Annotated in this window: 13 protein-coding genes; 6 read left to right on the top strand and 7 right to left on the bottom strand. The window is 65.8% G+C overall.

What is annotated here, in order from left to right:
* Window positions 1–129 precede the first annotated feature (129 nt).
* From M8009_RS17555 to M8009_RS17570, 4 genes are all read left to right on the top strand, one after another.
* Window positions 130–1,125: an LLM class flavin-dependent oxidoreductase gene (locus M8009_RS17555; RefSeq protein ID WP_250063549.1), complete on the top strand. Its 996-nt coding sequence runs from the start codon at window positions 130–132 to the stop codon at window positions 1,123–1,125.
* Window positions 1,122–1,835, top strand: coding sequence for an AzlC family ABC transporter permease (locus tag M8009_RS17560; protein ID WP_250063550.1), 714 nt, complete (start codon window positions 1,122–1,124; stop codon window positions 1,833–1,835). The genes M8009_RS17555 and M8009_RS17560 overlap by 4 nt, the downstream gene beginning before the upstream one ends.
* Entirely contained in the window at window positions 1,832–2,146 is a 315-nt protein-coding gene (locus M8009_RS17565) for an AzlD family protein (protein ID WP_250063552.1), read from the top strand. Before M8009_RS17560 ends, M8009_RS17565 begins: the two co-directional genes overlap by 4 nt.
* A 99-nt stretch (window positions 2,147–2,245) precedes the next feature.
* Window positions 2,246–2,656, top strand: a complete 411-nt coding sequence (locus tag M8009_RS17570; RefSeq protein ID WP_250063554.1) for a hypothetical protein — start codon at window positions 2,246–2,248, stop codon at window positions 2,654–2,656.
* 191 nt (window positions 2,657–2,847) lie between these two features.
* Here M8009_RS17570 and M8009_RS17575 read toward each other — a convergent pair whose 3' ends face one another.
* Entirely contained in the window at window positions 2,848–3,678 is an 831-nt protein-coding gene (locus M8009_RS17575; RefSeq protein WP_250063556.1) for a 3-oxoadipate:acetyl-CoA acetyltransferase, read from the bottom strand.
* A gap of 72 nt (window positions 3,679–3,750) precedes the next feature.
* Window positions 3,751–4,953 carry a 3-oxoadipyl-CoA thiolase gene (gene pcaF / locus M8009_RS17580; RefSeq protein WP_250063558.1) on the bottom strand — a complete coding sequence of 401 codons (1,203 nt, stop codon included), beginning with the start codon at window positions 4,951–4,953 and terminating at the stop codon, window positions 3,751–3,753.
* Between the two features lie 243 nt (window positions 4,954–5,196).
* On the opposite strand from pcaF, the gene M8009_RS17585 reads away from it, so the two are divergent.
* The gene (locus tag M8009_RS17585; protein WP_250063560.1) at window positions 5,197–5,976 is read left to right on the top strand and encodes an IclR family transcriptional regulator domain-containing protein; all 780 of its coding nucleotides are present in this window, start codon (window positions 5,197–5,199) and stop codon (window positions 5,974–5,976) included.
* Window positions 5,977–6,104: 128 nt separating this feature from the next.
* Here M8009_RS17585 and aroQ read toward each other — a convergent pair whose 3' ends face one another.
* A complete protein-coding gene (aroQ, locus tag M8009_RS17590) occupies window positions 6,105–6,560 on the bottom strand; it encodes a type II 3-dehydroquinate dehydratase (protein WP_250063562.1) in 456 nt (151 codons plus the stop codon).
* A 370-nt stretch (window positions 6,561–6,930) separates the two neighbouring features.
* Between aroQ and M8009_RS17595 the strand changes: the two genes are divergently transcribed.
* On the top strand, window positions 6,931–7,737 hold the full coding sequence (locus M8009_RS17595) for an SDR family NAD(P)-dependent oxidoreductase (protein WP_250063564.1): 807 nt from the start codon (window positions 6,931–6,933) through the stop codon (window positions 7,735–7,737).
* Between the two features lie 25 nt (window positions 7,738–7,762).
* Here the strand turns inward: M8009_RS17595 and M8009_RS17600 are convergent, their stop codons facing one another.
* From M8009_RS17600 to M8009_RS17615, 4 genes are all read right to left on the bottom strand, one after another.
* Window positions 7,763–9,535, bottom strand: a complete 1,773-nt coding sequence (locus M8009_RS17600) for an ABC transporter substrate-binding protein (protein WP_250063566.1) — start codon at window positions 9,533–9,535, stop codon at window positions 7,763–7,765.
* Between the two features lie 80 nt (window positions 9,536–9,615).
* Window positions 9,616–10,353, bottom strand: a complete 738-nt coding sequence (locus tag M8009_RS17605) for a sulfite exporter TauE/SafE family protein (protein ID WP_250063568.1) — start codon at window positions 10,351–10,353, stop codon at window positions 9,616–9,618.
* A 130-nt stretch (window positions 10,354–10,483) separates the two neighbouring features.
* Complete coding sequence (locus M8009_RS17610) at window positions 10,484–11,074, bottom strand: malonic semialdehyde reductase (protein ID WP_250063570.1); 591 nt, start codon at window positions 11,072–11,074, stop codon at window positions 10,484–10,486.
* 55 nt (window positions 11,075–11,129) lie between these two features.
* The gene (locus tag M8009_RS17615; protein WP_250063572.1) at window positions 11,130–11,993 is read right to left on the bottom strand and encodes an intradiol ring-cleavage dioxygenase; all 864 of its coding nucleotides are present in this window, start codon (window positions 11,991–11,993) and stop codon (window positions 11,130–11,132) included.
* Window positions 11,994–11,995: the final 2 nt, after the last annotated feature.

Consider the following 11,995-nt stretch of genomic DNA (forward strand, 5'->3'; position numbering starts at 1 on the left):
GCTGCGTGTGTTCGATCGGTGGCCATGCTATCAGAGCCGGGATAGCGGCCGTTACGGCAGGACATTGACGCCCCCGTGAAGCAGGCGTAGAAACTCAGCAGGCTAATTGTTTCCGGAGTTCTCCACGACATGTCCCGACTCGCCGACACGCCGCTTTCCGTGCTCGACCTGGCCCCGATCCGCGAGGGCGGCAGCGCCGCCGACAGCTTCCGGGAGAGCGTGACGCTGGCCCGGCTCACCGAGCGGCTCGGTTTCACGCGCTACTGGCTGGCCGAGCACCACAGCATCGAGGGCATCGCCAGCGCCGCGACCGCGGTGCTGATCGGCCATATCGCCGGGGCCACCGAGCGGATCCGGGTGGGCAGCGGCGGCATCATGCTGCCCAACCACCCGCCGCTGGTGGTGGCCGAGCAGTTCGGCACCCTGGAGACCCTCTATCCCGGGCGCATCGACCTGGGCCTGGGGCGCGCGCCGGGCTCCGACGGCCCCACCATGGCCGCCATGCGCCGCGACCCCTACGCCGGAGTCGATGACTTCCCGAAGCGACTGGCCGAGCTCCAGGGCTACCTCGATGACGAGCGGCCGGGCCAGCGGGTACGGGCGGTGCCCGGCCAGAGCACGAAGGTGCCGCTCTGGCTGCTCGGCTCCAGCGACTTCAGCGCCCGCCTGGCGGCCCGGGAGGGGCTGCCCTTCGCCTTCGCCGCCCAGTTCGCCCCGGCCCAGCTGTTCGAGGCACTCAGGCTCTATCGCGACAACTTCCGGCCCTCGGCGGTGCTGGACCGGCCACACGCCATGGTCGGCCTGCCGGTGATCGCCGCCGAGAACGACCTCCAGGCGGACTACCTCGCCTCCACCGCCCGCCGCAAGTTCCTGGGCATGATCCGCGGCCAGCGCACCAAGGCCCTGCCGCCGGTGGAGGCGCTGGACTGGTCACCCCGGGAACAGGCCCAGGTGGAGCAGTTCCTGGGCGCCGCGGTGATCGGCGGGCCCGAGACCGTGCGCGAGGGCCTGGAGCGCTTCCTGGAGCTGACCGGCGCCGACGAGCTGATGCTCAATACGGATGTCTACGACGCCGAGGATCGGCTGCGAAGCTACGAGATCGTCGCCGAAATGTGGCGCTCATGACCCCACCCGACACCTCGCGACCCACCCCTGGCCATCTCGTCGACGGCTTCCGGCGCATGGCGCCACTGTCGCTGTTCGTGATCGTCTTCGGGCTGGCCTTCGGGGTGGCAGCCCTGCAGCAGGGGCTCTCCGCGGCCGAGACCCTGCTGATGAGCGGCCTGGTGTTCGCGGGGGCGGCCCAGTTCGCGACCCTGGAGCTGTGGGGCGATACCATCCCGCTGCTGCCGCTGGTGGCCATCACCCTGGCGATCAATGCCCGCCACCTGCTGATGGGCGCCGCCTTCTACCCGCACCTGCGTGACCTGCCCAGCGGGCGCCGCTACGCCAGCCTGCTGCTGCTCAGCGACGCCAACTGGGCCATGGCCATGACCGGGGAAACCACGGCGGCCCGGCTGGGCATCCTGGTCGGCGGGGGCCTGGCCCTGTGGTCCACCTGGATGATCGGCACCGGCCTCGGCGTGGCCTTCGGCAGCGGCATCAGCGAACCCGACCGCTTCGGGCTGGATGCCATCATGGGCTGCTTCCTGCTGGCCATGCTGGTGGGCGACAAGCGCGACCTCGGCGTGCTGCTGCCCTGGGGTGCCGCGGCCCTGGCGGCCCTGGCGGCGATGGCCTGGCTGCCACCCCATGCCCACGTGATCGTCGGCGCGCTCGCGGGCGGCGTGGTGGGCCTGCTGCTGCCCCCCGCAAGCAAGGAGACGCCCCCATGACCCTGACGGCCGCCAACGGCGGCGTGCTGCTGGCGATCCTGATCATGGCGCTGGTCACCTACCTGACTCGCGCCGGCGGAGTCTTCGTGATGGCCCGGGTGCCCATCGGCCCGCGGGTCGAGCGCTTCATCAACGCCATGGCCGGCTCGGTGCTGGTGGCGGTGATCACCCCCATGGCCGTGAACGGCGACGGCGGGGCCCGGATGGCCCTGGTCGCCACGGCGGGAGTGATGCTGGTGCTGCGCAAGCCGCTACCGGCGATCGCCGCCGGGATCCTGACCGCCGCCCTGTGGCGGCTGATCGCATCCTGACCCCGCCTCGGAACGAAGCGCCCGTTGCGCTTTCCAAGGGGCAGTCATTCACGGGGCGCCGGCCGGGCCGGCGCCCCTTCAGAGACACCGGAGTCCCGCATGCCCGATCCCCATGACCCGCGCCGCGATTCACAGCAGAATGCCGCCTGGCGCGCCGCCCGAGAGTGGCAGTCGCGTGCCCGCCAGACCCGCGCCGACGGCCCCCTGAGCGGCCTGAAGCTGCTGCTCACCTGGCTGCTGTTCGGCGCCATGATGATCGTCGCCATGGTGCTGGGGCTGTTCTTCCTGCTCATCGGCTGGGCGATGATGCCCTTCCTGCGCCACCGCATGAAGAAGCAGATGGAGAAGATGCGCGCCGACCGGGCCGAGGACGTGGACGGCAGCGTCCACTACCGCGAGACCCACTATCGCGAGAGCCGCGACGCCGACGGCCGCTACCGCGAGCAGCAGGTACTGGAGGGCGACTACGAGGTCAGGGACGAGGAGCAGAAGGACGCCGATCACCGTTGACGGAGACGCCTGCCGGAAGGGCTTGCCCCTGGGGGCCTGCGTCTTGCGTCCCGGCGCTCCTATGCCGCGCCATGACCGATGCCGCAGGGCGAAGGACAGCGCGCCGATGACCGTTAGAGAGGAAGGGGCCGGCATCCATCGGATGCCGGCCCCTTGTCATGATCGTCCCGCTGTCGCCGGCCTTTGGCCGATCAGGCCATCCTAAGACCGAGGATCTCGCGAGCCTGCTGCCAGGTAGCCACCGGGCGCTCATACTTCTCGCAAAGCGCCGCCACCCGCTCGACCAGGGCGGCATTCGAGGGGGCCAGGCTCTCCTTGTCCCAGCGGACGTTGTCCTCGAGGCCGGTGCGCGTGTGGCCTCCGGCGGCGATCGACCACTCGTTGAGCACCAGCTGGTTGGCGCCGACCCCGGCCCCGCACCACTGGGACCCCGGTGCCAGACGCTCCAGGGTCTCGATATAGAAGTCGAAGGTCGGCTTGTCGGCCGGCATGGCGTTCTTCACGCCCATCACGAACTGGACGTAGAGAGGTGCCTTGATCTTGCCCTGCTTCATCAGGTTCACCGCCTGATGGATATGCGACAGGTCGAAGGCCTCGATCTCGGGCTTGATGTCATGGGTCAGCATCTCGGCGGCGAGCCAGTCCACCAGGTCGGGGGAATTCTCGTAGACGCGCGTGGGAAAGTTGTTGGACCCCACCGACAGGCTGGCCATGTCGGGCTTCAATGGCAACATGCCGCCGCGCTCACGCTCGGCACCGGAACGGCCGCCGGTGGACAGCTGGACGATCATCCCCGGGCAGTGCTTGCGCAGGCCTTCCAGCAGGCGGGCGAACTTTTCGGGATCCGAGGTCGGGGTCTGATCCTCGTTGCGGACATGGCAGTGGGCGATGGCCGCCCCGGCCTCGAAGGCCGCCTGGGTGCTCTCGATCTGTTCCTCGATGGTGATCGGCACCGCCGGGTTGTTTTCCTTGCGTGGCAGGCTGCCGGTGATGGCAACGCAGATAATACAGGGATTTGACATGGGAACCTCGCGTTAGGCCTAAGGGCTCGTTAGGAGAGTATGGATGCGTCTCAAGGGCGGTGCCGCGGGCCCTTACGCCCGCTCGATCAGCGTCGCGATGCCCTGCCCCACGCCCACGCACATGGTGCACAGGGCGTAGCGCTTGCCGCTCTTGTGCAGTTCGTGGGCCGCGGTCAGCAGCAGGCGCGCGCCGGACATGCCCAGGGGATGGCCCAGGGCGATGGCGCCGCCGTTGGGGTTGACCCGCGGGTCATCGTCCTCGAGCCCCAGGTCGCGCATGCAGGCCAGCGCCTGGGCGGCGAAGGCCTCGTTGAGCTCGATCACGTCGATCTCGTCGAGCGAGACCCCGGTGCGCGCGAGCAGCTTGTTCACCGCCGGCACCGGGCCGACGCCCATGATGCGCGGCTCGACCCCGGCGGTGGCCATGCCGAGGATTTTCGCCATGGGCGTCAGGCCATGCTGCTCCACCGCCGCGGCGCTGGCCACCAGCATGGCGGCGGCGCCGTCGTTGACCCCGGAAGCATTGCCGGCGGTGACGCTGCCGCCCTCGCGGAAGGGGGTGGGCAGGCCGGCGAGCATCTCGAGCGTGGTCTCGCGCAGATGCTCGTCGGTTTCGAACACCAGCGGCGCCTGCTTGCGACGCGGGATCTCGATGGCGGTGATCTCCTCGGCAAAGCGGCCGGCCTCTTGGGCGGCGGCGGCCCTCTGCTGGGAGCGCAGGGCGAAGGCGTCCTGGTCCTCGCGGGAGATCTTGAACTGGTCGGCCACGTTCTCGGCGGTCTCGGGCATGGACTCCACGCCGTAGGCCTTCTTCATCAGCGGGTTGATGAAGCGCCAGCCGATGGTGGTGTCCTCGATCTTCTGGCCGCGGGAGAAGGCGCTGTCGGCCTTGCCCATCACGTAGGGGGCGCGGGACATCGACTCCACACCGCCGGCCAGGGCCAGCGCCATCTCACCGGCCTTGATGGCGCGGAAGGCGGTGCCCACGGCGTCCATGCCGGAGCCGCACAGGCGGTTCAGCGTAGTGCCGGGCACGGAGGTCGGCAGGCCGGCGAGCAGCAGCGACATGCGCGCCACGCTGCGGTTGTCCTCGCCGGCCTGGTTGGCGCAGCCCATAAAGACATCGTCGATGGCCGCCGGGTCGAGCCCGGGGGCCTCGGCCAGCACCGCCTGGAAGATGGCGGCCGACAGGTCGTCGGGCCTGACACTTGCCAGCGAGCCGCCGAAGCGCCCCACGGCGCTGCGCCGCGGATGACAGAGGAATACGTCGCTCATGGAGTTTCTCCTGTTCGTCGCCGGTGTGCTGGCGTTCGGGAGGCCACCGACTAGGAAGCTGGCTGGCCCGCAAACTGTTCGCTGTGTGAACATCGGTTTGCATTACGAACAAAATACGCCCGCCGCGACCGGCCGTCAATTCCTTTAGAGCCGGATGCACAAGTGTTCGCATCTCGAACATCATGGTAGATTGAGGCACCGTGACCCCACCACTCCACAGGACCATTAGCGGATGACGTGCCCATGCAAGACGAGACCCTGACACCAGATGACCGCGACTTCGTCACGGCCCTGGCCAGCGGACTGGAAGTCATCCTGGCCTTCGACGAGGCCCACCCGCGCATGACGCTCAGCGAGGTGGCGGCGCGCACCGGCATGAACCGTGCCCGGGCGCGACGCTTCCTGCTGACCCTGCATGCCCTGGGCTATGTCCGCAAGCAGCAGCGTCACTTCGAGCTGGCCCCCAAGGTGCTGAACCTCGGCTATGCGTTCCTCTCGGCCAACAACTACCGCAGCGTGATCCAGCAGATTCTCGAGGACATCACCACCGAGTGTGGCGAGTCCTCGTCGCTGGGCGTGCTGGACGGCGACGACGTCACCTATGTGGCGCGCTCCTCGTCACGCCACCGGCTGATGGCCATCACCCTCTCGGTGGGCACGCGCCTGCCGGCGGCCCACACCTCCATGGGGCGGGTGCTGCTGGCCCAGCTGCCGGATGCCGAGCTCGACGCCTTTCTGGCGCGGGTGGTCCTCGAGCCGCATACCGAAAAGACCATCACCGACAAGGCCGAGCTCAGGCGCTGCATCCTCGAGGTGCGCCAGCAGGGCTACGCCATCGCCGACCAGGAGCTCGACTCCGGGTTGCGCTCGGTGGCCGTGCCGGCCTTCGATGCCAACGGCCGGCTGCTGGGCGCGATCAACATCAGCACCAATGCCGCTCGGATCGACTTCGACACCCTGATGCGCCAGTACCTGCCGCTGCTGCAGGACAAGGCCCGACAGATCCGCGCCAGCGTCAGCTGATCCCCCCTGCCACCCCAAGGACGGTGACGTGCTAGAGATACTGGCGATCACGCTGCCGATCTTCCTGCTGATCGGTGCCGGCTTCATCGCGGCTCGCACTGGCCTGCTGCCGGCCTGAGCGCCGGCTGTCAGGAGGCTGACACCCCGCCAGAAACCATCACCGCCTCCAGGGCGCTGACATAGCCTCGACTCCCCAGGCCCGCGATCACCCCGTCGGCCCGCAGCGAGACATAGGAGTGGTGACGGAAGCTCTCGCGCCGGTGCACGTTGGAGAGGTGCACCTCGATCACCGTGCCGTCGAAGGCGTTGAGCGCATCCAGGATCGCCACCGAGGTATGGGTATAGGCCGCCGGGTTGATGATGATCGCCGCGGTGCCATCCAGACGAGCCGCCTGGATAAGGTCGATCAGCTCGCCCTCGTGGTTGCTCTGCCGGCAGGTAATCTCCCAGCCCCCCAGCGCCGCCTGCTCGTAGAGGGCGTTGTTGATGTCATCCAGCGTCTCATGGCCATAGATCTCGGGCTGCCGGGTGCCCAGCAGGTTGAGGTTGGGGCCGTGGAGTACCAGTACCTTGCACTGACTCATCTGGCAGTCTTCCTTAATCATTTGTCGATGGGGTTCAAGAGATCAGCCAGTGGGTGTCCCTGGCAGCCTGGCAATTGTCAGTTCCCCCCCCAGGGGTTGCAAGACAGTGGCCATCTGCTCGGCAGGCTGCCTGCGCATGACGCAGCACCCTCGGAAAAATCCAATCTGGTCATATTGGCCTCAGCGGCAACTGTCATTGCCAGGCTGGCCTGAAGACAATACGGATCAGCAAGGACACACGACGTTTCGTTCGCGCGGATTAACGCGTGACAAGACTCCTTGTAGCCCCAGTCTCCACGCGCCCCAAAAAGCGGTCATCAGATCAGCGGCGCTATGGAGAGACCCACAACAAGATTTCCGAGGTGACACCATGGACAAGACTCGACTCGAAGGAAAGAACTGCCTGATTACCGGTGCGGCGCGCGGCATGGGCGCGGCTGTTGCCGAACACTATGCCGAGCAGGGTGCCAATGTCTGCGTGGCGGACCTGAACATCGAGGGATGCGAGGAAGTCGCCAAGCGCATCAACGACAGGGATGGCGGCAAGGCCATCGCGGTCAAGTTGAACGTCACGGAACGCGACCAGATGAAGGCCGCCGTGAAGGCCACCGTCGATGCCTTCGGCAGCCTCAACGTCATGGTCAATAATGCCGGCATCAACAAGCCGCTGATGTTCCTCGATATCACCGAGGAGAACTGGCACCAGATCATGGATGTGAATGCCCTGGGGTGCCTGATCGGCATGCAGGAAGCCGCCAAGCAGATGATCGAGCAGGGCAAGGAGAACGGCCCCTACAAGATCCTCAATGTCGGCTCCATCCTGTCGCGCCAGGCCTTCGATGATGTGGTGCCCTATGCCTGCAGCAAGCATGCCGTCCTGGCGATGATCAACGGTGGCGCCAAAGCGCTGGTCGACCACAACATCACCGTCAACGGCTATGGCCCCGGCGTCGTGCGTACCGAGCTGTGGGAGCAGCTCGACAAGGACCTGGTCAGCATCGGCAAGTTCGACAAGCAGGGCCAGTCCATGGACGAACTCGCCGAGAAGATGATCCTGATGAAGCGCTACTCCTACCCGGAAGACGTGGTGGGAACCGCCTCCTTCCTGGCCAGCCCGGAATCGGACTACATGACCGGCCAGCTGCTGATGATAGACGGCGGCATGATCATGCAGTGATGCCAGCGGCAAGCCGACTGGTGGCTCAGTAGAACCCCCTGTCGCGCATCACCCGATCGGCCCTGTCCTGCGCCATGGACAGGGCCTTCTTGATGGAGCGCCGCCCGTCCAGCACCTCGAAGATCTCATGCCCGGCAATACTGATCACGTCCGTGATGCCCGGCACCGGGGGACGCGGCCAGGCCTGCAGGATCTCCTTCCTCGCCATGTCATCCACGATCTCGATCAGCGGCGACAGTGCCGAGACCTCCGGGTCCTGGCTGACGCTGAAGCGCGGGGTCACCAGGCTGCCGTTGAGGATGTAGAGCTTGGACATGTTGGCCGAGGTCAGGTGACGAAGGGCCGTCCAGACCGCCTCGACCCGTTCCTCCGATAGGTTGGCCGGAATGGCCAGGGCATAGCCCCCGATCGGGGTGATCAGACGGCCATGGTTGCCGATCGGGTGCGGCAGATAACCGGTCTTTCCCCAGGCCGGTGACTGTCGGTCGAACTCGATGAGCGGGGCCAGCAGCGTATAGCAGTAGGCCATGCAGGCTTCGCCGGCGGCATAGGACTGGGCTCGCTCGTACCACGCCATGTGGAGAATGTTAGGGGGTGAGTACTTGAGAATATCCAGCATATATTCGCAGGCCCGATAGGCCGCATCCGTCTGGAACATCGGCCGCAGCTCCTCCCCGGACGCCTGCTTGAAGTCATAGCCACCCTCGCAGCGGCGAAGATTGAGGATCGGCTGACCGAACTTGGCCATCAGAAAACTAAAGGTGTGTCCCAGCGGCGTGCCTCGCGCGGCATTCCAGGCGATGCCATAGCGCCCCCTGGCAGGATCATGCAACTGCCTGGCCACCTTGATCAGCTCCTCGGTCGTCGTCGGGGGCTCGAGCTGTGCCTGCTCGAATATGTCCTTCCGGTAACAGAGCAGCTCCGGCGTGGTCTGCAGGGGAATGCCGTATTGCTGTCCGGCGTATTGCGTGCTCTGAACGGCAACCGAGTGGAAGTCAGAAAGGTCGTAGGCATCGCGACGAATGAAGTGGTCGAGGGGCTGCAGAATCCCCTTCGACGCCAACTCGCCGAACCAGGGGAGATCGCAGGCCACGAGATCATAGCGAGACTTCGAGCGACCGGCATTGGTCAGGATCGCCTCGAGCAGGTCGTCGATCGACCTGGCAGAGTTGTGGATCTCGAGGCCGAAGATCGATTCCAGCTGCTGCTTCAGGTTATGCATCGCCATGAAGGTGGGATCGGCGTGGATGAGTCCACGCAACCCGCCCTTCAGTTCGAGCCGTGCCGAAAGCACCGCCGGCGGTGAGATCACGCAATCCGCCGCGGCCTCGTCGAGGAAGATGCGTCGACCGGAATCCGACGCCGGGTCCACGCCAAACAGGGGGCCCAGGAGGCCCTTGATCCGGTGCGCATAGGCCTCCCACTCGTCGATCATCATGGGCGAGGGGTGCAGCGATACGGTCTTTCCCGACTTCGTTCTGGGGCGTGAAAGGATCAACCCGCGCTTGATGATGCTCTCGATCCCGCGCTTGGCGGTGCCATAGGAGAGCCCCGAGGCATCCGCGAGTGACGTGGGCGTCGTCAGTCGGCCGGCCAGGTGGTTGCGCATGAGATGGAGCATCATGCGCATCTCCCGGTAACCGTGGCTCATGGAGAGGGATTGCTCGGTCTCTCCCTCGAACTTCTCGATGAAGTCGATGAAGCGCGAGAACTCCGTATTGGAGAGCTTCGGCATCGGCCTCTGCGACAGCTGGTCATAGGGACCCTCCGGATGGCGCTCGTCGGGGAGGTCGCTCATGTTCGCCTCGGGGCAGGGAGAAGGTAGTGCACCACGATAGCGCCGCCTTGCGCCTGGCAGCAAACGCGACGCCAACGCGGCTATCCCCAGCCGTCGATAATCAGCCGGATGCCCAGCAGGATCAGCAAGCTCAGGATGACCCGGAAGAAGAGTTCACCGCTCAGCCGCTTCTGAATGACCAGCCCCAGGCGCACCCCCAGCCAGGCCACCGGGATCAGCAGCAGCGCGATGGTGAGGTTCGCCACATTCAGCAGGCCGAGCAGGCCGTAGGGCACCAGCTTGACCAGGTTGGTGGCGGCCAGGAAGACCACGGCGGTGGCGAGGAACTGCTCCCTGGTGAGCCGGCACTGCAGCAGGTAGAAGTTGAGTGGCGGCCCCCCGGCGTGGGCGATGAAGCTGGTGAAGCCGGCGATACCGCCACTCAGCCCACCGACCCAGACCGGCATGACGCGGCCGCGGAAGGGCTTGAGCAGTCCCCACAGGCCGAACAGGATCGAGAACACCCCCAGCAGCACCTTCAGCAGCTCCTCATCGAAGCGGCCATAGGTCAGGTAGCCGACCGCCACGCCCAGCACCGCCGGGGGAAACATCAGCCACAGAACGGACCCCACACGGTGGCGCCACCAGGCCTTCAGGCTGAAGACGTCCATGACGATCAGCAGCGGCAGCATGACGGCCACGGCGAAGGCCGGGCTGGCCTTCAGCGAGATCAGCGGCACCGCCACCACCCCGACGCCGCCGGCGAAGCCCGATTTCGATATGCCGGTAATCAGCACGGCGATGATGATCAACACAATGAACTGCCAGTCGTACACCATGCAGGCCCCTGCTCTCTGACCGGATATAAAAAGGGGCCGTGACGATCACGGCCCAATCGGAGGAGTACATTGCCGCCCATGAAGGGAACGCCTCATGGGATGTCAGGGAGTCGCCTCCCGGAAGGCCACATCACAGGACGTCGCAAACCTCCTCGAACTTGAAGCGGTCCTGGCGCGGGAAGAGCGCCGAGGCATCGCCGTACCCCAGGTTACAGAGGAAGTTGCTCTTCACCTGTCCATCGGGGAAGAACTCCTCATCCACGGCCGCATTGTTGAAGCCAGACATCGGCCCGGCATTCAGTCCCAAGGCGCGGGCGGCCAGGATAAAGTAGCCCCCCTGGATGGAGCTGTTGCGGAACGCCGTCGTATTGATGAAGTCGGTCTTGCCCTCGAACAGCGACTTGGCGTCCTTGTTGTGGGAAAACATCCGCGGAAGGTGCTGGTAGAATTCGGTGTCGTAGCCCAGCACGGCCACCACGGGCGCCTTCATGGTCTTCTCCTGGTTGCCGGGAAGCAGCGCCGGCTTGAGGCGCTCCTTGGCCGCCTGGCTCTTCAGGAAGAGCACGCGAAGGGGCTGGCAGTTCATGGAGGTCGGGCCGAAATGCATCAGGTGATACAGCTCGCGCAGCTTCTCCTCGCTCACGTCCTGATCCGTCCACACGTTGTGGGTACGTGCCTCGGTGAACAAGGTCTCGACCGCATGGTTATCGATGACAGTCATATCGCTTTCCTCTTGCTGGGTGGTTGTTGCTGGTTGGCTTCGTCTTGCGATGGGACTAGCGGCTCGTCTTCAGGCCGAAGTCATACTTCAGATGGCGGAAGGGGACTTCCATCGACCGTCCATCCGGTGCCCTTCCCGGTGGCAGCAGCTCATACTCCCTGACCAGGGAATCCTTGACGCCGAAGACGGCATCGGAATCGAGATAGGGGTCGTCCTCGGCGAAGACCTGGGTCACCAGGGTCTCGTAGCCCTCGGCCATCAGCATGAAGTGCACATGGGCGGGCCGGTAAGGATGTCGCCCCGTGACCTCCAGCATCTTGCCGACCGGGCCGTCGGTGGGAATCGGGTAGGGTGAGGGGGTCACCGTCCAGAAGGCATAGCGCCCCTGGTCGTCAGTGGTGAACCTGGCCCGCAGCGAGGCACTCTCGAGCTCCTTCTGGACGTCGTAGAACCCTTCGCTGTCCGATTGCCAGACATCGATGACGACATTGGCCAGCGGCTCGCCGCGCCCGTCATGCACTCGCCCCTCCACGAAGAAGGGCTCGCCCTCGACGTTCCAGTCGATCGACTCGCCCTGAGCGACCTCGGGCGGGTCGGCCACATAGAAGGGGCCCAGCACCGTGCTTTCCGACACCATGGGATCCGAGGTCTGATGATTAATGGCATCGACCAGCATCGTCACGCCCAGGGTATCGGAGAGCAGGATGAACTCCTGACGCTTGTCGTCGCACATCTGGCCGGTGCGGGTCAGGAAGTCGATGGCCTGGGTCCACTCCTGTTCGGTGGGCTCCACCTCACGGATGAAGGCGTGCAGGTGGGTCACCAGGCTGTTCAGCACGCTCTTCAGGCGCTCGTCACTGCAGCCGGCGAACTGCTCGATCACGGCGTCCGTGATGTTCTCTGCATTGAGGTTTCGCATGG

This window comes from Halomonas gemina (assembly GCF_023554995.1).
GTDB classification, from domain to species: Bacteria; Pseudomonadota; Gammaproteobacteria; order Pseudomonadales; family Halomonadaceae; genus Halomonas; species Halomonas gemina.